This window comes from Gordonia sp. SMJS1 (assembly GCF_029866425.1).
Classification (GTDB): domain Bacteria; phylum Actinomycetota; class Actinomycetes; order Mycobacteriales; family Mycobacteriaceae; genus Gordonia; species Gordonia hongkongensis.
In genome coordinates this window covers 3244294-3269875 of the sequence record NZ_CP123381.1, presented here as the reverse complement: position 1 = coordinate 3269875, position 25582 = coordinate 3244294, and the positions used below count along the sequence as shown (strand labels likewise).

At 69.5% G+C, this 25582-nt stretch carries 20 protein-coding genes and 3 pseudogenes; 16 read left to right on the top strand and 7 right to left on the bottom strand.

Features of this window, described 5'->3' with window-relative positions:
• Positions 1–2: 2 nt before the first annotated feature.
• The 7 genes from QAD21_RS14865 to QAD21_RS14835 are packed head-to-tail and all read left to right on the top strand — an operon-like array spanning position 3 to position 7684.
• A complete protein-coding gene (locus tag QAD21_RS14865) occupies positions 3–1325 on the top strand; it encodes an MCE family protein (protein ID WP_137808495.1) in 1323 nt (440 codons plus the stop codon).
• Positions 1322–2362 (top strand): MCE family protein, encoded by a 1041-nt coding sequence (locus QAD21_RS14860; RefSeq protein ID WP_137808496.1) that lies wholly within the window; start codon positions 1322–1324, stop codon positions 2360–2362. The genes QAD21_RS14865 and QAD21_RS14860 overlap by 4 nt, the downstream gene beginning before the upstream one ends.
• Positions 2359–3348, top strand: a complete 990-nt coding sequence (locus QAD21_RS14855) for an MCE family protein (protein WP_068970355.1) — start codon at positions 2359–2361, stop codon at positions 3346–3348. The genes QAD21_RS14860 and QAD21_RS14855 overlap by 4 nt, the downstream gene beginning before the upstream one ends.
• The gene (locus QAD21_RS14850) at positions 3342–4445 is read left to right on the top strand and encodes an MCE family protein (protein WP_277243786.1); all 1104 of its coding nucleotides are present in this window, start codon (positions 3342–3344) and stop codon (positions 4443–4445) included. Before QAD21_RS14855 ends, QAD21_RS14850 begins: the two co-directional genes overlap by 7 nt.
• Positions 4442–5599 (top strand): MlaD family protein, encoded by a 1158-nt coding sequence (locus QAD21_RS14845; protein WP_280359802.1) that lies wholly within the window; start codon positions 4442–4444, stop codon positions 5597–5599. Before QAD21_RS14850 ends, QAD21_RS14845 begins: the two co-directional genes overlap by 4 nt.
• Entirely contained in the window at positions 5596–6768 is a 1173-nt protein-coding gene (locus QAD21_RS14840) for an MlaD family protein (RefSeq protein WP_068970356.1), read from the top strand. Before QAD21_RS14845 ends, QAD21_RS14840 begins: the two co-directional genes overlap by 4 nt.
• Before the next feature lie 40 nt (positions 6769–6808).
• A complete protein-coding gene (locus QAD21_RS14835) occupies positions 6809–7684 on the top strand; it encodes a hypothetical protein (protein ID WP_280359801.1) in 876 nt (291 codons plus the stop codon).
• 93 nt (positions 7685–7777) lie between these two features.
• Here QAD21_RS14835 and treY read toward each other — a convergent pair whose 3' ends face one another.
• From treY to QAD21_RS14815, 4 genes are all read right to left on the bottom strand, one after another.
• Positions 7778–10090, bottom strand: coding sequence for a malto-oligosyltrehalose synthase (treY, locus tag QAD21_RS14830; RefSeq protein ID WP_280359800.1), 2313 nt, complete (start codon positions 10088–10090; stop codon positions 7778–7780).
• A 4-nt stretch (positions 10091–10094) separates the two neighbouring features.
• A complete protein-coding gene (glgX, locus tag QAD21_RS14825) occupies positions 10095–12503 on the bottom strand; it encodes a glycogen debranching protein GlgX (protein ID WP_280361755.1) in 2409 nt (802 codons plus the stop codon).
• A 243-nt stretch (positions 12504–12746) separates the two neighbouring features.
• On the bottom strand, positions 12747–14924 hold the full coding sequence (locus tag QAD21_RS14820) for an acyltransferase family protein (protein WP_280361753.1): 2178 nt from the start codon (positions 14922–14924) through the stop codon (positions 12747–12749).
• 142 nt (positions 14925–15066) lie between these two features.
• Positions 15067–15624 carry a TetR family transcriptional regulator gene (locus tag QAD21_RS14815; protein ID WP_040526138.1) on the bottom strand — a complete coding sequence of 186 codons (558 nt, stop codon included), beginning with the start codon at positions 15622–15624 and terminating at the stop codon, positions 15067–15069.
• A gap of 187 nt (positions 15625–15811) precedes the next feature.
• Here QAD21_RS14815 and QAD21_RS14810 point away from each other — a divergent pair, with 187 nt between their 5' ends.
• The 6 genes and pseudogenes from QAD21_RS14810 to QAD21_RS14785 all read left to right on the top strand — a co-directional run bounded on the left by QAD21_RS14810 (position 15812) and on the right by QAD21_RS14785 (position 21066).
• Entirely contained in the window at positions 15812–17128 is a 1317-nt protein-coding gene (locus tag QAD21_RS14810; RefSeq protein ID WP_280359799.1) for an adenosylmethionine--8-amino-7-oxononanoate transaminase, read from the top strand.
• On the top strand, positions 17125–18324 hold the full coding sequence (locus tag QAD21_RS14805; RefSeq protein ID WP_280359798.1) for an 8-amino-7-oxononanoate synthase: 1200 nt from the start codon (positions 17125–17127) through the stop codon (positions 18322–18324). The genes QAD21_RS14810 and QAD21_RS14805 overlap by 4 nt, the downstream gene beginning before the upstream one ends.
• Positions 18321–19095, top strand: a pseudogene (bioD, locus tag QAD21_RS14800) (dethiobiotin synthase). The gene QAD21_RS14805 and the pseudogene bioD overlap by 4 nt, the downstream one beginning before the upstream one ends.
• 53 nt (positions 19096–19148) lie before the next feature.
• Positions 19149–20185, top strand: a pseudogene (gene bioB, locus QAD21_RS14795) (biotin synthase BioB).
• A 36-nt stretch (positions 20186–20221) separates the two neighbouring features.
• Positions 20222–20461: a hypothetical protein gene (locus tag QAD21_RS14790; RefSeq protein ID WP_006898423.1), complete on the top strand. Its 240-nt coding sequence runs from the start codon at positions 20222–20224 to the stop codon at positions 20459–20461.
• Complete coding sequence (locus QAD21_RS14785) at positions 20458–21066, top strand: DUF2567 domain-containing protein (protein ID WP_280359797.1); 609 nt, start codon at positions 20458–20460, stop codon at positions 21064–21066. Before QAD21_RS14790 ends, QAD21_RS14785 begins: the two co-directional genes overlap by 4 nt.
• Here the strand turns inward: QAD21_RS14785 and QAD21_RS14780 are convergent.
• Positions 21029–21798 (bottom strand): annotated as a pseudogene (locus QAD21_RS14780) (NUDIX hydrolase). The gene QAD21_RS14785 and the pseudogene QAD21_RS14780 sit on opposite strands and share 38 nt — an antisense overlap.
• A 94-nt stretch (positions 21799–21892) precedes the next feature.
• On the bottom strand, positions 21893–22663 hold the full coding sequence (gene map / locus QAD21_RS14775) for a type I methionyl aminopeptidase (protein ID WP_006898426.1): 771 nt from the start codon (positions 22661–22663) through the stop codon (positions 21893–21895).
• Between the two features lie 108 nt (positions 22664–22771).
• Here map and QAD21_RS14770 point away from each other — a divergent pair, with 108 nt between their 5' ends.
• The 3 genes from QAD21_RS14770 (at position 22772) to nadC (ending at position 25233) form a co-directional block, all read left to right on the top strand.
• The gene (locus QAD21_RS14770; protein ID WP_068970339.1) at positions 22772–23035 is read left to right on the top strand and encodes a helix-turn-helix transcriptional regulator; all 264 of its coding nucleotides are present in this window, start codon (positions 22772–22774) and stop codon (positions 23033–23035) included.
• A 216-nt stretch (positions 23036–23251) separates the two neighbouring features.
• Positions 23252–24310 (top strand): quinolinate synthase NadA, encoded by a 1059-nt coding sequence (gene nadA, locus QAD21_RS14765; RefSeq protein ID WP_006898428.1) that lies wholly within the window; start codon positions 23252–23254, stop codon positions 24308–24310.
• Positions 24311–24330: 20 nt separating this feature from the next.
• Entirely contained in the window at positions 24331–25233 is a 903-nt protein-coding gene (gene nadC / locus QAD21_RS14760; RefSeq protein WP_280359796.1) for a carboxylating nicotinate-nucleotide diphosphorylase, read from the top strand.
• Positions 25234–25242: 9 nt separating this feature from the next.
• Here the strand turns inward: nadC and QAD21_RS14755 are convergent, their stop codons facing one another.
• Complete coding sequence (locus QAD21_RS14755; RefSeq protein WP_137808503.1) at positions 25243–25557, bottom strand: hypothetical protein; 315 nt, start codon at positions 25555–25557, stop codon at positions 25243–25245.
• Between the last annotated feature and the right edge of the window lie 25 nt (positions 25558–25582).

Genomic DNA, 25582 nt, shown 5'->3' with positions numbered 1-25582 from the left:
CGGTGAACATCGCAACCGACGGACGCAATCCCTCGATGACGCAGTACGTGCTGCGGGGGATCGCCTTCGTGCTCGTCCTGCTCGTGGTCTTCGTCCTGTTGTTCATGCGCTACCAGGGCGACTTCACCAAGACGGTCGCCGTGACCGCCGACCTCGTCGACGTCGGCGACGGCCTGACCCCCGGCGCCGACGTCCGCTACAACGGCCTGATCGTCGGGTCGGTCGAGTCGATCTCGGTCGACGAGGACAGCCGGGAGGACGCCGCGAAGGTCGTCAAGCAGGTCAAGATCGACATCACACCGAAGCAGGCCGAGGGGATCCCGGCGTCGGTGACGGCGCGGACCGTGCCGTCGAACCTGTTCGGCGTCAACTCCGTCGAGCTGGTGCGCCCCGCCGACCCCGGCACCGAGCGCCTGTCGAACGGCGCCGTCATCCCGGCCGACACGTCGCTGGAGACCATCAAGCTGCAGGACGCGCAGAACGAGCTGAACCGCCTGCTCGACGCGGTGCCGCCGGAGGATCTCGCCGAGGTGCTCGGGACCATCGCCGGTGCGCTCAAGGGCGGCGGCTCGGTGTTCGGCTCGTTCGTGGGCATCCTCCGCAACTACTTCGACTCGATCAACGCGCAGTTCCCGGCCGGCGCCCCGCCGGGCTTCGACAACTTCGACCGCTCGCTGAGCGGCCTCGCCCAGTCGGCGCCGGAGCTGCTCGACGCCCTGGGGCGCAGCGTGATCCCGTCGGTGACGCTCGCCGAGAAGCAGCGAGACCTCGCCGCACTGCTGTCGGGCACCCAGGGTCTGCTCGACCAGACGCAGCTGATGTTCGCGCGCAACGGCAACGGCGGCCAGCGCCTGATCTCCGACCTCAACCGCATGCTGGGCGCCACGGTGCTGGAACCGAACTCGCTGCCGGAGGCGATCGTCGCGCTGAACAAGCTCGCCGCGCGCGTGCTGACGGTCTTCACCGGCACCAACGGCCACTTGCAGCTGAACATCGGCGTCAGTTTCGGCGCGTTCGTGCAGTACAAGCGGCAGAACTGCCCGGTCTACGACGGCGGGCCGTACGGGCAGCTGCGCGGACCGGGATGTGTGGGGCCCGGTACCGGCACCGGACCGACGATGTCGGGTCCGTTGCAGATCTACCCGTCCGACGGGATGCGCCGGAACCGGCCGGTCGGCATGGTGACCACCGATTCGGACAACAAGACTCTCGGCGCGGTGCTGCGCCGCACGCCGTCGGCGGCCGACACGATCATGCTGGGGCCGCTGGTCCAGTCCATCGAAGCAAGTGACGCCGCTGCGCCCGGGCAGGGAGGGGGACGATGAGCTCGGCCTCGGGTTCGATCCGCAAACCGCTGATCGGCTTCTCGATCTTCGCTGTTCTCGCGTTGCTCGTGACCTATGTGATCTTCTCGACCCTGGAACGGTCGGTGTCGGGGTCGACGAACAACTACACCGCCTTCTTCGACGATGCCTCGGGCCTAGCCAAGGGTGACGACGTCCGCATGGCCGGCGTCCGCGTCGGCCGCGTCGACAAGATCGACCTCGACGGCGACCGTGCCCGGGTGGAATTCGAGGTGCAGACCGATCAGCAGGTCTACACCAACACCCGGGCGGCGATCCGCTACCAGAACCTGATCGGCCAGCGGTACCTCAACCTGACCCTCGTCGACGGCAAGCCGAGCGAGCCGCTGAAGCCGGGCTCGACGCTGGAGATGCCGTCGGAGGACTCCTACGACGTCACCAAGTTGCTCGGCGGTTTCCAGCCGGTGTTCGAGACCCTCGACGCCGACCAGGTGAACGCGTTGTCGCAGGGCCTGATCGAGGTCTTCAACGACCCCGACAACACGGTGGCGCTGACCAGGACCGTCGCCGAGGTCGGCCGGCTCGCCGAGGACACCGCCAACCGCGACGTGGTGATCGGCGCGATCATCGACAACCTGAGCACCGTGATGCGCGACCTGTCCCGTCAGGGCGACCAGTTCGGAACGGTGATCGAATCGATGGGCAACCTCATCGAGAACCTCAACGCGAACTCGGCGGCCTTCGGCAGCGCCGTCACCGACATCGGCCGGACCGCAAGCGGATTCGCCGACGTCCTGAGCCGCAGCCGGGACAGCCTGGCCGCCGCCGCCACCAACGGGCGGATCGCCACCAACACGCTCATCGCCAACGGCGCGAAGCTCGACCGGATGGCCGTCGACGCACCGGTCTTCCTCGGGCACTTCGCGCAGGTGCTCGGCGAGGGCGCCTACCTGAGCAGCTACGCCTGCGACCTCGACGTCGCGATCGGCGACGTGCTGCTGCCGCCGGGGATCTTCAACAAGATCGGCGGCACCAACCACTCGGTGGTGTGCCGATGAGCTGGTTTCGCAAGAGCTTCCGCAGCAACTCCCGGGTCTGGACCGGCGTCATCGGCGCGGTCGTCATCGTCGCGCTGCTGCTCGGCGTGACCGCGCTCGCCGAGGCGCATCTCGGCAAGCAGACCCTCACCGCCGATTTCGCCCAGGCCGGTGGCATCCGCCCCGGCGACAAGGTCCGCGTCGCCGGCGTCGACGTCGGCGAGGTCACCGAGACCAAGCTCGCCGGCGACCACGTGGCGGTCGCGATGAAGGTCGACGACGACGTGCACGTCAAGTCCGACGGATCGGCGGAGATCAAGATGTCGACGCTCCTCGGTCAGCGCTATGTCGATGTGTCGCTGGGCCGATCGGACGAGGGCATCAAGGACGGGCACATCGAGAACACCGCGGTGCCCTACGACCTGAACCAGACGATCGAGGAGGGTGCGCCGATCCTCACCGGCATCGACGACAAGACGCTCGCGGAGAGCATCGACGAGCTCAACTCGCAGATGTCGGGTGTCCCGGCGATAACCAAGCCGACCTTCGAGGCGCTGACCCAGATGTCGGAGGTCATCACCCAGCGCAAGGACCAGCTCAACCAGCTGATCGAGGACACCAAGACGATCACGAACATCGTCAACGACAACCAGGCACAGCTCGCCGTGATCGTCGGTCAGGGCCGTGAGCTGACCCAGAAGATCGTGGCGCGCGAACAACTGGTGACCCGACTGCTCGACGGCATCGCCGAGCTGACCGAACAGGCCAGCGCGGTCGCCGGGGAGAACGCGAACCAGTTCGCCCCGATCATGGCCAACCTCAACACGATCACCCAGGGCCTGGAGAAGAACCGCAACAATCTCCGCAAGCTGCTGGAGATCCTGCCGGTGACCGCGCGCCTGACCAACAACGTGATCGGCGACGGCCCCTACGTGAACAGCTACCTGCCGTGGGGCATCTTCCCGGACAACTGGCTCTGCCTTGCCAAGGTGGTGGACGGATGCTGAGCATGACGAAACTGCGTCGCTCGACGCTGCTGGCGGGCATCGCCCTGCTCGCCGTCGTCGGACTCTCGGGATGCTCGATGATCCCGGGCAGCTGGAAGGCCGCGTTCGGTCAGGCGATCGAGGTGACCGCCTACTTCGACAACGTCGCCGGCCTGTACGAGACCAACGACGTCTCGGTGCTGGGCATGCCGGTCGGACAGGTGACCTCCGTGGAGCCGCAGGGCGATCGGGTCAAGGTCACCATGACCATCGACTCCGACATCCCGGTCCCGGCCGACGCGACCGCCGCGATCGTGAACACCTCGATCGTCACCACCCGGCACGTCGAGCTGAGCCCCGTCTACCAGGAGGGTCCGAAGCTCGAGAACGGCAGCGTCATCCAGGAGACGAAGGCGCCGGTCTCGATCGGGGAACTCTTCGACGCCATCGACGGGCTCGTCGTCGCGCTGAAGGGACCGAAGGGCGGCCCGGCCCCGCTGGCCGACATGATCGACATCACCGCGGGGATCGCCGACGGCAACGGCGAGGAGATCCGTGCCGCCCTCGAGCAGCTGGGCGAGGCGTCGGAGGTGGTATCCGGCAACAGCGATGCGCTCGTCGACGTCATCGAGACCATCGAGGGACTGACCACCACACTGGTGAAGAACTACCCGAAGATGACGGCGTTCTCGAAGTCGGTCAACGAGGTGTCGGAACTGCTGGGGCAGCAGTCGCCCGGTCTGGTCGCGACCCTGCGCAACCTCAACCAGACCCTGCAGAACACGACCGAGTTCCTGCGCGGCAACACCAACACGATCTCGGTGTCCTTCGACCGCCTCGCGGCGTTGACCGCGAACCTGAGCGACTACTCGCGTCAGGTGGTCGAGACGATCGACGTGGCGCCGCTGCTGTTCCAGAACCTGAGCAACTCGATCTCCGCCGAGCAGGGCGCGGGGCGAAACCAGGTGCTGCTCGGCAAGTCGCTGGTGGACAACGAGCTGCTCGCCAAGTTCTGTGAGGCGATCAACCTGCAGAAGGACGGCTGCCGCACGGGCAAGCTGAAGGATTTCGGTCCCGACCTGGGCATCTACTCGGCCATGTGGGAGCTGGTCAAATGAGGGCGGCGACAAGGCATTCCCTGCACATCGGGCGCCGTGAGACCACGCCCCGGCGGACCCGGGTGCGCCGGGGGAGCGTCCTCGCGCTGCTGACGGCCGCGCTCATGGGCCTCACCGGCTGCGGCATGCTGCCCGGGCTCACCGTCGAGCAGATCCCGCTGCCCGCGCCGGGCGGCATCGGGGAATCCATCCGGATCACCGCGAACTTCGACAACGCCCTCAACCTGCCGAGCCGGGCGAAGGTGAAGCTCAACGGCATGGACGTCGGGCAGGTCGACACCATCAGCGCCAAGGACTACAAGGCCGTGGTGACGATGGACGTCAGCAAGGACGCGCGCCTGCCGGTCGGCACCGGCGCCGAACTGCGCCAGGCGACCCCGCTCGGCGACGTGTTCGTCGCGCTGCTGCCGCCGCCCGATGCTCCCGATGGCTACATGGGCAACGGGGACACCCTGACCGGTCCCACCTCCGCGGCGTCCACCGTCGAGGATCTGCTCATCAGCATGTCCGGTGTCGTCGACAGCGGTTCGCTCAACTCGCTGACCATCGTCCTGACGGAGCTGAGCAAGGCCGTCGCGACGAATCCGTCGGACCTGAGCGGAGCCATCAACGGACTGACGACCGGTATCCGCAAGCTCAACCAGAACGCCGGCCGCGTGGACCGCTCGCTGGAGACCACCCGGGTCCTCACCGGCGAGCTCGCGGCCGGACGCGCCCAGATCATGGCGTCGATCAACAAGCTCGGTCCCGCCCTGGAGTCGTTGAACTCGCAGATCGGGTCGATCCTCACGACGCTGGACAAGACCCAGACGGTCACCGCGGCGACCAACGATTTCCTCGACACCGACCAGGACGATCTGGTCGAGATGCTCGAGCACCTGAACACGGTGCTCGCCGGGCTGCGGCAGGCGGCGGGCCCGTTGGGCTCGCTCGCCGACAACCTGCACGTGCTGGTGCCCAAGTGGGCCAAGTCCACGCCGGGTAGCGCGGCGGTCGTGTCGGCGAAGGTCTACTGGCTGAACCCGGGCGTCGGATTCGACTCGGCGAGCAGGCTTCCCGAGGCGTCCGACATCGACCGCGGTTCGGAGGCGCTCCAACAGACCGTCGCCCGGTTGCTCGCCCGGCTGACCGGAACCAGGGGGTGCTGCGGATGAGCGGCGTGGTCGGTTTCCTGCGCAAGCACTCGGTGCTGTTCGGCAACATCGCGCTCGTCGTGGTGATGTTCGTCGGCCTTGCCTACCTGTCGATGGGGGCGCTGAGCTGGCGGCCGCTGGAGAGCAAGTACTCGGTGACCATCGACTTCCCGATCTCCGGCGGCCTGCAGGACACCTCGGATGTCACGTTGCGCGGAGCCAAGATCGGCGACGTCAAGTCGCTGCAGGTGCAACCTGAGTCGGTGACCGTGAAGGTCTCCATCGACTCGCGGTACAAGATCAACCGTAATTCCAAGGTCGCGGCACTGGGGTTGTCCGCGGCGGGCGAGCAGTACGTCGACTTCCAGCCGACCACCAACGACGGGCCGTACCTGAAAGACGGCGATCGCATCGGTCCGGCGCAGACCGAGGTCACCACGCCGTTCCCGGATCTGCTCGAGTCCTCGCTGGAACTGATCCAGGAGATCGACGCCGAGCAGCTGCGGTCGGCCGTCGACAACCTGCGGATCGCGCTGAACACCGACGACGGCAACAACGACCTCAAGGTCCTGTTCGACTCGGGCGGAACGATCTTCGCCAAGCTCTACACCGCGCTGCCGGAGACCACGCGCCTGATCAAGAACGCCGGCACGATCTTCGAGACGACCTCGCAGATCCAGCCCGACTTCGGCGACACCGTCTCGTCGCTGAGTGACCTGATCAACGCCGCGGCCGCCGCGGACAAGGAACTGCGCACGCTCCTCGACCGCGGACCGTCGCAGATGACGAGCCTCGCCGGATCGATCAACCAACTCACCGATCCGGTGACCAACGTGATGAAGCAGTTCCTCGACATCGCCGAGCAGGGCGCACTGCGCGCCCCGGCGCTGGCGGTGCTGCTGCCGTCGATCCGCGACGCCAGCATCAAGAGCCTCGCCATGTTCCACGACGGCGCGTGGTGGGTCTTAGGTTCGGTGTACCCGCGCCCGGCCTGCAACTACCCGGTCACGCCGCGCCGGCCGACCCAGATCCTCGAACTGGCGGTCCCGGTCAATCTGTACTGTGTGACCGAGGATCCCAACCAGCAGATCCGCGGCTCGGCCAACGCACCACGACCGCCGGGCGACGACACCGCCGGACCGCCGCCGGGCTACGACCCGAACGCGCGCACGGTGCCGCTCGACAAATGACGACTCGACACCCGACGAAGACAAGTTGCGTGACCTGTAGATGACAGACCATGAAAACGACCGAGAGAACGCCGATCTCGAGACCCCGGAGGTGACCGCGGACAGCGGCGTCGACGAGGCCGGCGCGGAGACTCCGGCCACGGACGGCTCGGACGCCTCCGACGCGAAGGTGAGCCTCGACAAGCCCGCGGCGCCGCGCGGCAAGACCGCCCGCCGGTCCGCATCGGGGCCGAAGCAGAGCGCCGCCGAGAAGACCACGGCGTCGTCGACGAGAACCGTGGAGACACGCGGTTCCGACGACACCGCCTCCGGCGACAAGGAGTTCGCGGTCACCATCACCGCACGCGGCATCCGGCGCGCCGTCGGGGCGCTGCTGGTGATCGCGCTGATCGCCGCCGTCGGGTTCCTCGGCTGGCGGACCTTCACACTGCAGCGCGAGGCCGACGCGTTCGCCGACGCGAAGACCGCGTCCGCCGACTTCGTCGGCAAGCTGGTGACGACGCTCAACGCCGAGAACGCCGGAAACTCCAAGGAGCTGCTCGGACCACTCTCGACCGGCGAGCTGCGCAAGCGGCTGGAGCAGGAGCGCGACGACACCGAGCAGAACGTCGAGGCGCTCAAGATCGAGGTGACCTCGAAGATCAACGTCGTCGCGGTGGAGACGGTCAGCACCGACACCGCCAAGACGGTGGTGATGGCCGAGGTCACCGGCCGCAGCGTGAAACTGCCGACCGGCGGGACCAGTCTCATGGTGTTCCGACTCGACCTGGCCAAGGAAGACGGCAAGTGGCTGGTGTCCAAGGTCGACGGCCCGCCCGGCGCCCCGAGCGGCCAGATCGACCCGTCGCAGTCGCTCCCCGGCGGTGGTGCGCCGCAGCAGAACCAGCCGGCCCCAGCGCCGCAGCCGGGAGGCTAGGACCAGGAACGAAGAGATCCGGTTGCGCCGGCCCCGAATCCCAGGACAAACGCAGCCGGATTTCTTGTGTCCGTCGAGCTGTCGGCGGACCGTTCAGTCCCGCACCAGGATCGCCACCGGATGTCCGGCGCGCGCGGTGTGCAGATCGACGGTTCCCTCGTGGATGGCCCCGCCGCGCACGTCGCGCCACCGGCCGGCCGGCAGCTCGATCGTCGTCGCCGCCGCGGAGACCGGGTCCAGGCTGTGGGTGAAGCGCGCGGTGATGACCACGACCGACGCGCACTCGCCGGTGCCGCGGGCGAAGGCGACGCCGTGGTCGTGTGCGGCGCCGTCGACGGGTAGGCCGGTGTAGGTGCCGGACGGGCCGAAGGCCTCGGGATGCTCGGCCCGCACACGCAGGGCGTTCCGGACCATCGCGGTCTTCGGGTGGTCCGGCGGGCGGCTGAAGTCGACCGGCCGCCGGTTGTCGGGATCGACGAGGGAGTCCTCCCACCACTCGGTGCCCTGGTAGATGTCGGGGACACCCGGTCCGAGGATGGCGATCGCCTTGCGCGCCAGGGCTTCTTGTTCCCACGCAGGGGTGACGCGGCGGACCAGCTCGGTGACGGCGGCCGCGACCGGGGTGGTGGTGACCTCGTCGATCCAGCGTTCGACCGAGACCTCGAACTCCTCGTCGATCTCGGTCCAGGAGGTGTGCAGCCCGGCCTCGCGGCACGCCTTGCGCGCGTATTCGACCAGGCGGGTGCGCAGCTCCTCGGTGACGATACCGTCCGTCGGCCAGACCCCGAAGATGTTCTGCAGCAGGAAGTACGCGGTCAGGCCGTCGGGGATCTCGGTGTTCAGCCACACCTTCTCGATGAGCAGCGACCACCGCTCGGGGACCTGCGAGAGCAGGGCGATCCGGGCGCGGACGTCCTCGCCGCGTTTGGTGTCGTGTGTGGAGGTCGCGGTCATCGCCAGCGGCCACAGGCGGGCTCGCGCCTCGTTGTGCTCGTGGAAGTCGGCCACCGACAACGCGGGATTCGCCGGGTCGCCGCCCACCTCCTGAGCGGACACCAGGCGCGCGGTGCGGTAGAAGAGGCTGTCCTCGACGCTTTTCGCGGTGACGGCGCCGCAGGTCTGCGCGAGTCGCGAACTCGCGGCGCCCGGACTGCGCGTCGCTCGGACGACGGCGCCGAGCGGCCGCGTCAGCTCCGGCCGCTCCGCGGCGATCTTCACCGCGGCCGTCTCCAACCGCGACCGCAGCGACGGATAGTCGGCGCGGTAGACCCCGAGTGCGGCGATGAGCTCCCCGCACGCCTCGGCGATCGCCTCGGAGTCGGCGGCGGGATCGGCGTGGGTGATGGTGCGGACGAGTCTCCGGAGCTCAGTGGGGAAGGATTCGCGCAACGTGGTCAGCTTCTGCCAGTGCTCCACCGCCTCGATCCAGCGCCCGTCGCCGGTCTCGCCGGTGAGGTGCTCGTGCAGCTCGGTCAGCTGGACGACCCCCGAGGGGGCGACGAAGAGGCCGTCGATGACGCGCATCTGGTCGTACCCGGTGGTGCCCTCGACCGGCAGGCTCGGTTCGAGCGGTTCGTCGGGCGCGAGGATCTTCTCGATGTAGATCAATCGGTCGTCACCCATGTCGGAGCGCAGCCGCTGCAGATAGTGCTGCGGGTCCCACAGGCCGTCCGGATGATCGACGCGCACACCGTCGATCAGGTCCTCGGCGGCCAGATCCCGCAGCCACTGGTGTGTGGCGTCGTAGACGACCGGGTCCTCCTGGCGGAGTGCGGCGAGTTCGTTGACGGTGAAGAAGCGGCGGTACCCGATCAGGCCGCTGTTCCAGGGCACGAGCTTGTAGTGCTGGCGCGCATGGACTTCCGCGGGGGTGCCGTCCCCGGTGCCCGGGGCGACGGGGAAGGAGTGGTCGTAGTAGCGGAGGTTGCCGTGCCGGTCGATCGTGAGCGGACCCAGGTCGCCGTCGGCCGCGACGACGGGCAGGGCGATCTTGCCGCCGGCGCCGTTGTCCGCGGAGAAGTCCACGTCGAAGAACGACGCGTACTGCGAATGCGGTCCGTGGCGCAGCAGGTCGGCGAACCACGGGTTGGCGAGCGCGTCGGCGACGCCGGTGTGGTTGGGCACGATGTCGATGATGAGTCCGAGCCCGAGTTCGGTTGCGGCCCTACGCAGTTCGCGCAGGCCGTCGAGCCCGCCGAGGATGTCGGAGACCGTCGGCGGTGGCAGCCAGTCGTAGCCGTGCGTGGAGCCGGTGGCGGCGGTGCCGATGGGGGACAGGTACACGTGACTGACCCCGAGGTCGACGAGATGGTCCAGGGTGGAGACGACGTCGGCGAAGGTGAAGTCGGCGTTCACCTGGAAGCGGTAGGTCGCGCGCGGTTCCGGCCGCCCCGGTCGGGTGCCCATGGGCCTACGCGGTCTTCCGCAGGACGAGGACGGCCCGGCCGCCGACCGTCACGGTGTCGCCCGCGGACGCGGCCAGCTCCGAATCGCCCGTGGGACACGTGGTGTCGAGTTCGCCGACCCATTCCAGGCCGTAGGAATCGGGCGGGAGGGTGAAGTCGATCGGCTCATAGTGGGCGTTGAAGCAGATGAAGAACGAGTCGTCGACCACCCGTTCGCCCCGCTCGTCCTTCTCCTCGAGACCGTGGCCGTTGAGGAACACGGCCAGGCTCTTGCCGAATCCGCTGTCCCAGTCCGCCGTGGTCATCTCGACCCCGGCGGGGGTGAGCCAGGCGATGTCGAGGGCCTGAGTGCCCCAGCGAATGGGCTTGCCCGCGAAGAAGCGACGCCGCCGGAACACCGGGTGCGCGGTGCGCAACGCGATCGCCTTGCGGGTGAACTCGAGCAGGTCGGCGTTCTCCTCGGCGAGGGACCAGTCCATCCAGGACAGTTCGTTGTCCTGGCAGTAGACGTTGTTGTTGCCGTGCTGGGTCCGGCCGATCTCGTCGCCGTGCGCCAGCATCGGGGTGCCCTGCGACAGGAACAACGTGGCCAGGATGTTGCGTTGCTGGCGGGCGCGCAGCTCGTTGATCTCGGGATCGTCGGCGGGGCCCTCGACCCCGCAGTTCCAGGATCGGTTGTGGCTCTCGCCGTCCCGGTTGTCCTCGCCGTTGGCCTCGTTGTGCTTCTCGTTGTAGGACACCAGGTCGCGCAGCGTGAACCCGTCGTGGGCGGTGACGAAGTTGATGCTGGCCAGCGGCCGGCGCCCGGTCGCCTCGTAGAGATCCGACGACCCGGTGAGGCGGGAGGCGAACTCGCCTAGCGTCGCCGGCTCGCCGCGCCAGTAGTCGCGGACGGTATCGCGGTACTTGCCGTTCCACTCGGTCCAGAGGGGAGGGAAGTTGCCGACCTGGTAGCCGCCCTCGCCGATGTCCCACGGTTCGGCGATGAGCTTGACCTGGCTGACCACCGGATCCTGTTGCACCAGATCGAAGAACGCCGAGAGGCGGTCCACGTCGTGCAACTCGCGGGCCAGGGTGGAGGCGAGGTCGAAGCGGAAGCCGTCGACGTGCATCTCGAGAATCCAGTACCGCAGCGAGTCCATGATCAGCTGCAGGGTGTGCGGATGCCGGCCGTTGAGGCTGTTGCCGGTGCCGGTGTAGTCCATGTACATGGCGGGATCGTCGTCGACGAGGCGGTAGTACGCGGCGTTGTCGATGCCCCGGAAGCACACGGTCGGACCGAGGTGATTGCCCTCGGCGGTGTGGTTGTAGACCACGTCGAGGATCACCTCGATGCCGGCGTTGTGGAACTCGCGCACCATGGCCTTGAACTCGGTCACCGCGCTGGCCGGCTGGTCGGGGTTCGACGAGTACTCGATGTGCGGCGCGAAGAACCCGAAGGTGTTGTAGCCCCAGTAGTTTCGCAGGCCCTGGTCGCGGAGCACAAAGTCCTGCAAGAACTGGTGGACCGGCATCAGCTCGATGGCGGTGACGCCCAGCGACTTCAGGTGGTCGATGATCACCGGGTGGCAAAGCCCGGCGTAGGTGCCCCGGAGGTGCTCGGGCACACCGGGATGCGTCATGGTCATGCCCTTGACGTGGGCCTCGTAGATGACCGTCTTGTGGTACGGGCGGTTCGGGGAGCGGTCGTTCTGCCAGTCGAAGTAGGGGTTGATGACCACCGACACCATGGTGTGCCCGAGCGAGTCGAGGCCCGGCAGGTCGTCCGACGATCCGGCGACCGGCGGGGAGTCGTGGGGTGCCTGGTCCGGCTCCGGCCCGGCCGCGGGTTCCCCGGAGTCCTCGGGCTCGTCTGCGCTCTCTGCTCCCTCGGCATCCGCGGTCGCGTCAGGGGACCCGTCCACGCCGGTGGACTCCGGCGAGGAGCCCTCGGCCTGATCCGGCGCGGCCGACGCCTCGGCGGCGTCCCCGGAATCGGGGGACCCGTCGCTCGTGACGTCGTCTTCCCCGGCATCTGGTAGGCGATAGGAGAACAGCGAGGCGTCGCCGTCGAAGTCGCCGTAGAAGGCTTTGCCGTACGGGTCGAGGAGCAGCTTGCTCGGATCGCATCGCAGTCCGCGCGAGGGATCGTAGGGGCCGTACACGCGGTACCCGTAGAACTGTCCGGGCCCGATGTTGGGCAGGTAGCAGTGCCAGCAGTAGCCGTCGACCTCGTCGAGGCGGATGCGGCGTTCCTTGCCGTCCCGGTCGATCAAGCAGAGCTCGACGGCCTCGGCGACCTCGGAGAACAGCGAGAAGTTGGTGCCGGCGCCGTCGTAGGTGGCGCCGAGCGGATACGGCGTGCCCGGCCAGACCGGTATCGGCGCCGGCTCGGGTTCGACCAGGGCGTCGGCCTGGATCGGGTCGTCCGGCATCGGCACCGCGGGCGCCACGGTGTCACCGGATGAGGAGCCTCGTGGTGACGGGGCGCCCGCGCCGGGATCATCGGAGTCCGGCGCCTGCTGCTCCGGGGTCGGCGATACGGTCATGCCCGGCTTCCTGACGACGTCATGCACCGACCCTAGTCGGGTCGGGCCGGGCGGTCATCTCGGAGAGATTTGCCCCGCGGCAGTCCGCGTTACGGCCGCAAGGATTGTGTGCGGTGGTGAATGGGCAGGTCAGGGTACGTCGGGGCCGGCCCACGGGATGGCGAGCGCCATCTGGCGCCCCAGCTCGTCGATGAGGCTGCGGACGAAGGTCGCGCTCAGGTGGTGCGGGTCCTTGTAGACGGTGATGTTGCCGACGATGGCCGGACAGAAATCGTCGGTGCAGATGCCCTCGGACATGTCCAGCGGGTGGAAGTCCGGTCGGGTCGCGGCCAGTTCGAGTGCGGGGTCCTCGGGTGCCAGGACGGCCGCGCGCCGGGAGCCGCAGCTCTCCGCGTCGCCGCCGTCGGCGAGGCAGATGGGCGTGTCGATCGTCCCCTTGGCGTTCTTCGGCCACGGGGTGTCCCGCATGCCGAACACCGGGATCCCGGCGTCGAGGAACCGGTCGAAGATCGGGACGTAGTCCGGCGGAACCCAGTCACCCGGCTTGTAGTCGCGCGGGCGCGTCGAGTTGGTGAAGACCGCGTCGGGCTTGTCGGCGATGATCTCCTCGATGACGCGCTGACCCCAGTCGTAGCACTCGGGGTAGGGCACCCCGCGCTGCTTGGGGACCTTGTTCGTCGACAACGGGCAGCCCATCTTCAGGTACGTCTTGACCTTGAAGCCGTTGCGCTTGCCGAGGGTGTCGAGCGCCGAGATCCACATCTCGGCGTGTGAGCCGCCGGCGAGGGCGATCGTGCGCGTCGCGTTGGGATCGCCGTAGACGCCGACGTGGATCTCGTTGTCGGTGAAGTCGCTCATGAAGCCGTCGGTGGACGTCTCGGGGAAGTCCTGGATCACCTCGAGCGCCGACGGCTGCGGGTCCACGGCCGGCACGGGCCACCCCTCGAGGAGGGCCCGGGCGCCGGGGTAGAGGCGCGGGTCGAGATTCTTGGTGTCGACGACGATGTTGTCGACGTGCCGCTCCCACAGCTTGATCCCGACACCCGCGACGACCGTTCCCGCGACGAGGATCGCGGTCACCACCGAGGTGTAGGACAACCACCGCGAACGGCCCTGCCGGTCTCCGTGCGCCAGCGCTGAGCGGTCGCCCTCACGCAACGGGTCCTCGATGTAGCGCTTGGTGAGCCACGCCAGCCCGATGGACACCGCGAGGACGCCGACGCCCTCGATGAAGTTCGCGTGGTTCTTGTCGCGCCAGGTCAGGTAGAAGATGAGCAGCGGCCAGTGCCACAGGTACAGCGAGTAGGCGATCGTGCCCAGCCACACCGGCCAGGTGGAGGCCAGCGCGCGGTTGGCGACCGGCAGGACGTCGGGCGCGGCGTGTGCGCCGTGGGCAGGCCGCTGCAGCGCGGTCGCGCCCGCCCAGATGATCACCAGCGTCGCGCCTACCGGGAACAGCGCCATCGGGCCCGGGTACTCGTTGACGCCGTCGATCCACCAGCCGCAGCTGATGATCAGCCCGAGGGCCCCGACCGTGGCGAGGTTGCGCACCCAGTTGGGGACCCTGAGGGACGGCAGCCAGATCGCGAGCAGACCGCCGACGAGCGGCTCCCACAGTCGCGAGATCGTCGAGTAGTAGTTGTACGGCTGGTTGATCGCCATGCCGCGGTGCGCCCACCAGAACGACCCGAGGGCGACGACGAGGACCGCCGCGAAGACCAGGACCTTGATCACGCGCGGATCGGCGAACGGGCGGACGGCCTTCGCGAGCAGCTTCAGAAGACCCGCGAAGAGCAGCGCGACGACCAGCGTCAGGACGAAGAACTGCCCCTGCATGGACATCGACCAGATGTGCTGCAGCGGGCTGTTCGCCGAGCTCGCGGCCAGGTAGTCCTGGGAGTTCTCGGCGAGGTACCAGTTCTGGTAGTACAGCGCGCTGGCCACGATCTCGTGGCCGATGTTGGCCCAGCGCGTGTCGGGCAGGATCAGCACCGTCAGCACCGTCACGGCGAGCAGCACGGTGATCAGCGCCGGCAGGAGGCGTCGGAGCAGTCGCTTGAGCCGCGGCCACGGGTTGAGGGTGTCGCGGAAGGTGACGTGCGGCTTCTGGGCGTAGATCGCGTGCCGCAGGAGTGACCCGATGAAGAAGTAGCCCGACAGGGTGAGGAAGACGTCCACGCCGCCGGAGACCTTGCCGAACCACACGTGGAAGCAGGCCACGAGGGTGATGGCGATGCCGCGCAGACCGTCGAGGTCGGTGCGGTAGGCAGGCGTCGTCGGCGTCGAGGGGGCCGACTCCGGCGCCACTACTCGGGTCGTCGATGCCACGCGGGACTCTTTCGGGTCGGGAACGGTTTCGGCCGGGTAGCAATGTACCCGCCGAATCTGTGAAAACCCGACTCCGCCGGTCCCGACACCCGGGTGGGATGGGTCACCGCCGGTCAGGTTCCTACGAGCGGCGGCGGGTGCGCGCGCCGTCGAGGATGATCTCGAGCCCGTCGGCGAACTCGCCGCCGAAGTCGCGCCCGGACGGCCCGATGACCCCGAGTCGCTCCATCTGGGCCCGGGTCTGCTCTTCGATGGTCAGGCCGATGACGAGCTGGCAGATCGCGGTGCTCACCGCCTCGGCGTCGCGGAGGGACAACCCGCCGGTGTGCGCGGCGGCGGCGATGTCGGCGGCGATGGCCTTCGTGGACAGCCCGCTGGCCCAGCTCGACGAGACGACCTCGGCGCTGTCGGGCACGTCGAGCAGCGCCGCGCGCATACCGGTGGCCAGCAGGTTCAGCCGTTCGTCCCAGGGCAGGTCGGCGGGCGGGATCGCCACCGCGCCGAGGATGTCGTCGGCGAGCGCGGCGAGCAGCGTCTGCTTGTTGGGGAAGTGCCAGTACAGGGCGTTGGGGCTGACCCCGAGCTCGGCGGCTAGGCGGCGCATCGACAGGTCGGCCAGGCTGTGCTCGCGGAGGATGTCGCGGGCTGCGCGGAGGACGTCGGTGCGGCTGTTGCTCATCGAGGTCAGCGTAGTGACCGCCGCCCGCGCGGCCGGCGGCCGCGTCCCCTCGGCCAGGTCTCGGTCGGTGTCCGCCCGTGTCGCCTGTACACTGTCCAGGAGTTGCCTGTACGGTGTGCAGGACACCTGGACGGTGTACAGGTGATGCCGTCCACACGCGCAGGGCGAGAGTGAGGAGACGTTCGTCGTGGACCACGCGGAGATCAGCCGTGTCGACGCCGACCACATCTGGCACCCGTATGGTGCACTGCCCGCCGCGACCCGACCGCTCGTCGTGACCTCCGCGTCGGGCGTCCGCCTCGAACTCGCCGACGGCCGGACGGTGGTCGACGGCATGAGCTCGTGGTGGGCGGCGATCCACGGCTACCGGCACCCGCGTCTCGACGCCGCGGCCGCCGTCCAGCTCGGCCGGATGTCGCACGTGATGTTCGGCGGCCTGACCCACGAACCGGCCGCCCGGCTCGCCCGACTGCTCGTCGAGCTCACCCCGGAACCCCTGCAGAAGGTCTTCTTCTGCGACTCCGGCTCGGTCTCGGTGGAGGTCGCGGTCAAGATGGCGCTGCAGTACTGGCGCAGCCGCGGGCAGTCGCGGCGCACCCGGTTGCTGACCTGGCGCGGCGGCTACCACGGCGACACGTTCACCCCGATGAGCGTCTGCGACCCCGAGGGCGGCATGCACTCGATGTGGACGAAGGTCCTCGCCGAGCAGGTCTTCGTCGACGCCCCGCCCGCCGACTTCGACGCCGGGTACGTGGCGATGCTCGACGCCGCGGTCGCCGAGCACCGTGACGAACTCGCCGCGGTCATCGTCGAGCCGGTGGTCCAGGGCGCCGGGGGCATGCGCTTCCACGACCCCGCATACCTGTCTGCGCTCCGCGACATCTGCGACCGTCACGACGTGCTGCTGATCTTCGACGAGATCGCCACCGGATTCGGCCGAACCGGAACCCTTTTCGCCGCCGACTCGGCACGGGTCGCACCCGACGTCATGTGCGTCGGCAAGGCCCTCACCGGCGGATACCTGACGCTCGCCGCGACGCTGTGCACGACGCGCGTCGCCGAGGTCATCAGTGCCGGGGAGGCGGGCGGCCTCGCCCACGGACCGACCTTCATGGCCAATCCGCTGGCGTGCGCGGTGGCCGTCGCCGCCATCGAACTGCTGCTGGAGACGCCCTGGGCCTCGCGGGTCACCGAGATCGAGGCGCGACTCGCCGGCGGACTCGCGCCCCTTCGCGAGGTGGACGGCGTCGTCGACGTGCGGGTGAAGGGCGCGATCGGTGTGGTCGAACTCGACCGCCCGGTGGACATGTCGGCCGCCACCGAGGCCGCCGTCGACGCCGGGGCCTGGCTCAGGCCGTTCCGCAACCTCGTCTACACGATGCCGCCGTTCGTCTGCGAACCCGACGACGTCGATCTCATAGTCTCCGGCATCCATGCCGCGGTGCACGCCACGCTCGCCGAGACCTCCGGTGCCACGGTCGAACTCGTGGGAGCGCGGTCATGACGCTCGCATCGGATCGGCCGTTCGCCCCGGGCGGCCCCGGCACGGGACCGGATGCCACGGGCGAGGTCGGCCTCGCCTGGCTCTCCGGGGCGGCCCGCGACCGCGCGGCGGCCGGTCTCCATCGCGACCCCCATGTCCGGCGGGTCGGCGCCGCGGAGATCAACCTCGGCTCGAACGACTACCTCGGCCTCTCGGCGCACCCGGACGTCATCGCCGGGGCGCGGGAGGCCGCCCGGCGGTGGGGTGGCGGTTCGACCGCGTCGCGACTGGTGGTCGGCACGACGCAGGCCCACGTCGATCTCGAGAACGAGCTGGCCGACTTCCTCGGGTTCGAGGCGGCGCTGGTCTTCTCGTCCGGTTTCCTGGCCAACATCGGCGCCGTCACCGCACTCGCGGGGCGCGGCGACCTGATCGTCAGCGACACCGGAAGCCACGCGTCGCTGATCGACGGGTGCCGGCTCTCCCGCGCGCGGGTGGTCGTCGTCGACCGCGGCGATCACGAGGCGGTGCGCGCCGCTCTCGCCGATCGGACCGAACAGCGTGCGCTCGTCGTCACCGACTCCGTCTACAGCATCGACGGCGAACCCGCCCCGATCGCCGACCTCTACGCCGCCGCACGCGCCCACGGCGCGGTGCTTCTCGTCGACGAGGCGCACGCGGTCGGCGTGCGCGGGCCCGGTGGTCGCGGCATCGTCGCCGAGCACGGACTCTCCGGCGCGCCCGACCTGGTGGTCACCTCGGTGCTGTCCAAGTCGCTGGGGTCGCAGGGCGGGGTGGTGCTCGGCACAGGTCTGTTGCGGTCGCACCTCGTCGACTGCGCGCGCACGTTCATCTTCGACACCGGGCTCAACCCGGCGGCCGTGGGCGCCGCGCGCGCCGCGCTCGGCGTATTGCGGGCGAACCCGGATCTGCCGGACCGGCTGCGCGCCAACGCCCGTCACCTGGCCAGGGCCTGTGGGGCGGAGGAACCGCAGGCCGCGGTCATCTCGATCATCGTCGGCGACCCGCAACGCGCCGTGGCCGCGGCGGCCGCATGCCGCGACCGCGGCGTGCTCGTCGGATGCTTCCGTCCGCCGTCGGTGCCGCCGGGAACCTCGCGGTTGCGCATCACGGTGCGCGCCGACCTCGACACCGCGACCCTCGACCACGTCGCCGGGGTCGTCGACGAGGCGCTGCGACAGGTGGGGGTGCGATGACCGCGCGCGGACGCGTCCTCGCGATCACCGGCACCTCGACGACGTCGGCAAGACCGTGGCGACCGCGGCACTGGCGGCCGCCGCGCGGGCGGCGCGCCGACCACTGTGGCCGTGTGCAAGCCCGTCCAGACCGGGGTCGCCCCGGGCGAACCCGGTGACCTCGCCGAGGTCGCCCGTCTCGCCGGCCCGGTCACGACCGTCGAGTGCTATCGCTATCCGGAGCCCCTCGCGCCCGACACCGCGGCCCGCCGAGCGGGGCTGCCGTTCGCCGATCCCGCCGTGATCGCCGGCGAGATCGACCGCCTCGCAAGCACTTACGAGCTGACCCTGGTCGAGGGTGCGGGCGGGGTCATGGTCCGGCTGGGGGAGACCGCGACCCTGCTCGACGTCGCGGGACCGGTCCTGGCCCCGGAAACGGCCGACGGCGTGCTCGTCGTCGTGAACCCCGGCCTCGGTGCGCTCAACCATGCCGAGCTGACCGTCGACGCCATCCGCGCCCGTGGCCTGCGCCCGGCGGGCCTGGTGATCGGGTGGTGGCCGGAGGAGCCCGATCTCGCCATGCGGTGCAACCGCGACGACCTGCCGCGGGTGACCGGCGTGCCGGTGGTCGGGGTGCTGCCCGCCGGTGCCGGCGAGCTCGACCCCGCGGGGTTCGGCCGTCTCGCACCGACCTGGTTCGACCCAGAGTGGCTCGACGGTCTCCGCCCGGTGGCCGTCCGCCCCGAACCCGCCGCCCCCGCAGACCTGCCGGAACAGCTCATCCGGACCTGAAAATCTCTACCGCACCGGCACTTTCGCCGGATCACCAGCAAGGAGTTCCACCAGTGACCCAGGCAACCGTTGACGCAGCCCGCGACGTCCGGGCGTCCGACGACATCCTCGCGATCGCCCGCGAGCAGGTGCTCGAGCGTGGCGAGGCCCTCACCGAGGAGCAGGTGCTCACCGTCCTGCGCCTGCCCGACGACCGTCTCACCGAGCTGCTGCAGCTGGCCCACGACGTCCGGATGCGGTGGTGCGGTCCCGAGGTCGAGGTCGAGGGCATCATCTCGCTCAAGACCGGCGGATGCCCGGAGGACTGCCACTTCTGTTCGCAGTCCGGCCTGTTCGCCTCCCCGGTGCGCAGCGCGTGGATCGACATCCCGTCCCTGGTCGAGGCGGCCAAGCAGACCGCCAAGACCGGTGCCACCGAGTTCTGCATCGTCGCCGCGGTCCGCGGCCCCGACAAGCGGCTGCTGAGCCAGGTCGCCGCGGGCATCGAGGCGATCCGCAACGAGGTCGACATCCAGATCGCCTGCAGCCTGGGCATGCTCACCCAGGAGCAGGTCGACCAGCTGCGCGACATGGGCGTGCACCGCTACAACCACAACCTGGAGACCGCGCGCAGCCACTTCCCGAACGTCGTGACCACCCACACCTGGGAGGAGCGCTGGGACACGCTGCGGATGGTCCGCGAGGCCGGTATGGAGGTGTGCTGCGGCGGCATCCTCGGCATGGGCGAGACGCTCGAGCAGCGCGCCGAGTTCGCCGCGGAGCTGGCCCAACTCGAGCCGGACGAGGTGCCGCTGAACTTCCTCAACCCCCGCCCCGGCACGCCGTTCGGGGATCTCGACGTGCTGCCCGCCACCGAGGCGCTGAAGGCCGTCGCCGCGTTCCGCCTCGCACTTCCGCGCACCATCCTGCGCTTCGCCGGCGCCGCGAGATCACCCTGGGCGACCTCGGGGCCAAGCAGGGCATCCTCGGCGGCATCAACGCCGTGATCGTCGGCAACTACCTGACGACGCTGGGGCGGCCGGCCGAGGACGATCTCGACCTGCTGAACGACCTGTCGATGCCGATCAAGTCGTTGAACGACACGATCTGACGTCGACCCTCGCGACGATCGGTAGCGTGTTCTCTCATGATCGACACCGTCCCGGGCCCGCTCGCCGAACCGTGTAGGTACGGCGTGTACACGGGTATCGAACTGGAACTGCAGTCGCCCGACGCGATCCCGCCCGCCGCGCGCCTGGGCCTGGAACCGCCGCGCTTCTGCGGACAATGCGGGCGGCGCATGGTGGTGCAGGTCCGTCCCGACGGTTGGAGCGCACGGTGCTCCCGCCACGGCACGGTCGACTCCGCCGAGTTGGGCCGCCGGTGACCCCGCGCGTCGAACGCCCGGTATCGGTGCTGGTCGCCATGACCGTGGCGGTGGTGCTGATGGGCGCCATCGCCGGCATGGTCTGGGGCGTGCTCACCCCGCCGACCACCGGCGTGGTCGTCCGTGGGCTCACCCCCGAGCTGGTCACCACCGACTTCGGCGGCGTCGCCGCCTTCGCGCTCACCATGTTCGGCTACGGCGCGGCCGCGGCCCTCGTCGTGTGGATCGCGGTGCGGGCCTGGCGCGGCGTGGTCGGCTTCCTCGTGCCGGTCCTCGGCACGGTGGCCGGTTCCGCGGTCGCGGCCGAGACCGGGATGTGGCTTGCGGGCATGCGATTCGACGACGACGTGACCGCGTTGCCGGTCTCGTCGGTGTACGAGGTCGCTCCCGAGTTGTGGCTCGAGGGCGGAACCAGTGCCGGCTACAGCTCCCCGTGGATTCTCCTCATCTGCGCGCCGTTCGCCTTCGCGATCGTCTACCTGGTGTGTGTGTTGTCCGCGCGCACGGCCGATCTCGGCGTCGGAGACCTGCCCGACGACCCGTTCGCCGAGCCGGCCGGAGCAGAGCTCACATCGGGGGACGCAGCGTCGCGAACTCGTCTGTGACGCGTAATTCGTTGTCGGCGAAGGCGTACAGCGCCGGCGGGCGACCGCCGGCACGGCCGGTCTTGCCGACGGTGCCGGTGGACACCACCACGGCGCGTCGGCTCAGGATGCGCAACAGGTTCGTGGTGTCGACCGGGTAGCCCAGCGCCGCGCAGTAGATCTCCGACAGCTCCGACATCGGAAAACGCTTGGGCGCGAGGGCGAAAGCGATGTTCGTGTACGAGAGTTTCGCGGCGAGCCGGTGCCGGGCCGTCTCGATGATCGCGGCGTGGTCGAACACGACCTCGGGGAGGGCGTCGACGGCAAACCAGCCGGCACCGCCGGGGAGGCCGGAGGACGCGTCGGACGGGACGAGCCCCAGGTAGCTCGAGGCGATCGTGCGGATACCGGGAACCCGATGAGGGTCGGAGAACACCGACAGCTGTTCGAGATGGGCGACGTCGCGGACGCCATCGTCTCGGTGACGAGACGGCGTGCGCTGGCCGACAGGTTCTCGTCGTCGGCGACGTCGCCGCGGGGCAACGACCACCGCCCGGCAGGGACCTCCGAGAGCAGGACGCTCAGCACCGGGTGCGCGGCATCGGCGTCGGCCGGCGTGCGGACCTGGAAGACGACGGGCAGCACCTCGACCCGCAGACCGGCGCCGCGCTCGTCGGCCGGGTGCGTATCGGCGTGGGGCCCACCGGAGGAGGGGCCGTCGGTGGAGGAGGAGTCGGTCCCGGCGGCTGGCATGCGGTGATTGTATGGCCCCGGCGCGTGTCCGCGACGCAGGAACGATCCGACGCGGCGCCCGCCCCGTCAACGATCCGACGCGGCGCCCGCCTTGTCAGGCGGGTCGTGCGGTGAGCACGCGCGCCTCGCCGTCGGTGATCGCGATCGTGTGCTCGCTGTGGGCGCCGCGCGAACCGTCGAACGACCGGATGGTCCAGCCGTCGGCGTCGAACTTGATGCGTTCGGTACCCAGCGTGAACCACGGTTCGAGCGCCAGGGTCAGTCCCGGCCGCAGCTTCATCCCGCGTCCGGGCCTGCCGATGTTCGGCACGTGCGGGTCCTCGTGCATGGTCCGGCCGAGTCCGTGCCCGCCGAACTCGGTGTTGACCCGGTACCCGCGCGACTTCGCGACGGCGCCGATCGCTGCGGAGATGTCGCCCAAGCGGGCCCCGGGCCGGGCCGCGTCGATCGCCGCGCGCAGCGCCTCCTCGGTGGCGGCGACCAGGCGCTGGTCCTCGGGGCGGGGCGTGCCGACGATGACGCTGCGCGCGGAGTCGGCCACCCAGCCGTCGATGGAGACCGCGATATCCATCGACAGCAGGTCGCCGTCGGCGAGCACGTAGTCGTGGGGGAGCCCGTGCAGTACCGCGTCGTTGACCGACAGGCAGATGACGTTGCGGAACGGGCCGTTGCCGAAGGACGGTGCGTAGTCCCAGTAGCAGGACTCGGCGCCGCGCTCGGCGATCATCTCGCGGGCGCGCTGCTCGAGGTCGAGCAGGTTGACACCGACGTCGGCACGTTCGGCGAGGTCGGCGAGGAGTTCGGCGATGAACGCGCCGGTGACCGCCATCGCCTCCACCTCGGACGGTGTCTTGAGCTCGACCATGTTCTCGGGTTCCCTTCGGTGGCTGCGTCGATCATCGGCAGATGAATCCCGGTATAGAAATACCGGGGCGTACCGGTATATTCATACCGCATCGGATAGGATCTGCCCATGGTCCGCAACCCGTTGACTCCCGAGCAGATCGCCGCCGGACGCCGGTTGGGTGCCCGGTTGCGTGAACTCCGCGGCGAGCGCCCGCTGGCCGAGGTCGCCGTACACGCGGGGATCTCGCCGGAGACGCTCCGCAAGATCGAGACGGGTCGTATGCCCACCCCGGCATTCGCGACGATCGCGGCACTCGCGCGGTCACTGGAGACGTCCCTCGACGATCTGGCCGTCGTTCTCGACGGCGAAGAGGTTGCTCGCGCGGGATGACTCCGCAGCCCTCGTCTTCGACTGCCATCCGACGCGCTGATGCGTGAATGACGTGCCCCGTCCCGCGTGGGGCGGCGGGAATAGGCCCGGTGTGGCGAATGTTACGATGCATAGCGTTTTCGACCATGAGTCGAAAACCTGCCTCGGACACACGGCCCGTGATCCGGGGAACCGACGACCCGGCGGAGCATGCGTCGGGGAGCCAGAGGAGTGGCAATGAGCATCACCAGTGATCGTCCGGCGGCCGTCACCGCGACCGGACTCCTCGATGCCGAGTGGTACGACGCTCCCGGCGGCTACGCCGGCGTCGAGCCGACCCAGGAGTGGGCGGACGAGGTCCGACGCCTCGCCCGCGCCCGCAACGCGACGCTGCTCGCGCACAACTACCAGCTGCCGGCCATCCAGGACGTCGCCGACCACGTCGGTGACTCGCTCGCGCTCTCGCGCATCGCCGCCGAGGTCGACTCCGACGAGATCATCTTCTGCGGCGTCCACTTCATGGCCGAGACCGCCAAGATCCTCAGCCCTGAGAAGCGCGTCCTGATCCCGGACGAGCGCGCCGGGTGCTCGCTCGCCGACTCGATCACCGCCGACGAGCTGCGCGCCTGGAAGGCCGAGTTCCCCGACGCGATCGTGGTGTCGTACGTGAACACCACCGCCGAGGTGAAGGGCCTGACCGACATCTGCTGCACCTCGTCGAACGCCGTCGACGTGGTCGCCTCGATCGACCCCGACCGGGACGTGCTGTTCCTGCCCGACCAGTTCCTCGGCGCACACGTCAAGCGCGAGACCGGCCGCGACAACATCCACATCTGGGCGGGCGAGTGCCACGTGCACGCCGGCATCAACGGCGACGAGCTCGCCGACCAGGCCGCCTCGCACCCGGACGCCGACCTGTTCATCCACCCCGAATGCGGCTGTGCCACCTCGGCGCTCTACCTGGCCGGTGAGGGCGCGGTGCCCTCCGACCGGGTCAAGATCCTCTCGACCGGCGGCATGCTCGACGCCGCCCGGGAGACCGGCGCCAAGCAGGTTCTCGTCGCCACCGAGGTCGGCATGCTGCACCAGCTGCGCAAGGCCGCGCCCGGCGTCGACTTCCAGGCCGTCAACGACCGCGCGTCCTGCCCGTACATGAAGATGATCACGCCGGCCGCGCTGCTGCGCTGCCTGCGCGAGGGACGCGACGAGGTGTTCGTCGACGCCGACGTCGCCGACAAGGCCCGCAAGAGCGTCGAGCGCATGATCGCGATCGGCAACCCGGGCTCGGGCGAGTGACCCTCGGGAGAGCAGACACGGTGAGCGACGGATTCGTCGGACAGGAGGCGGCCGGCGGGGCGCTCGAACTCGTCGTCGACGACGAGATCCGGGCGCTCATCCGGACCGCACTCGACGAGGACCTGCGGTACGGGCCCGATGTCACCACGGCCGCAACCGTCCCCGCGGGAGCAGTCGTCGACGCCGCGATCGTCAGCCGCGCGCATGGTGTGATCGCCGGCGTGCCGGTGGTCGAGGCGGTCTTCGACGAGGTGATCGGGGCGGGCGAGTACACGATCACGTCGCGCGTCGACGACGGAACCCGCGTCGAACCCGGCACCGTCGTACTCGCCGTCCACGCTCCGACGCGAGCGCTGCTGACCGCGGAACGCACGGCCCTCAACCTGATCTCGCACCTGTCGGGGATCGCCACGACCACCGCGGCCTGGGTGGCGGCGGTGGAGGGTACGGACGCCCGAATCCGCGACTCGCGCAAGACACTTCCGGGTCTGCGGCATCTGCAGAAGTACGCGGTTCGTGCCGGCGGGGGAGTCAACCACCGGATGGGGCTCGGCGACGCCGCCCTCATCAAGGACAACCACGTCGTCGCCGCGGGTTCGGTCGCCGCGGCGCTGGAGGCGGTCCGGGCGGCGGCGCCGGGCCTACCGGTCGAGGTCGAGGTCGACTCGCTGACCCAGCTCGACGAGGTCCTCGGACTCGAACCGCAGTTGGTCCTGCTGGACAACTTCGAGCCGTGGGAGACCCAGATGGCCGTCCAGCGCCGCAACACCCGTTCGCCGGGCACCAAGCTGGAGAGCTCGGGAGGCCTGTCGCTCGACGTCGCGGCCGACTATGCCCGCACCGGCGTCGACTACCTGGCCGTGGGCGCCCTGACGCACTCCGTCACCGTCCTGGACCTCGGTCTGGACATCCCGACGCCCTAGGTCGCTCGGCTACCCGGTGTCGGTTCGGACGTCGACGTCGAAGACCTCCGTCCGGGCGATCACCCGGTTCCGTTCGTCCGCGAGCGCCACCCGGCGCGGATCGGCGAGATAAGCCTCGAGTGCGTCGCGGTCGGCGATGCGCAGGACCTGCACCTCGTGCGGCGAGCCGTCGTGTCCGTCACCGACCACTCGGCTGAGCACGACGCCTTTGTGCTCGGGGAGCAGGCCGAGAACGGTGTCCTCGTATCGGGTCAGGGCTTCGGCCGTGTCGGCGCGCGCCCAGAGCAGGCAGCAGAGGTGGATCGGCGATAGTGAGTTCGGCACTACCGGAGGCTATCGAGGTGGACCG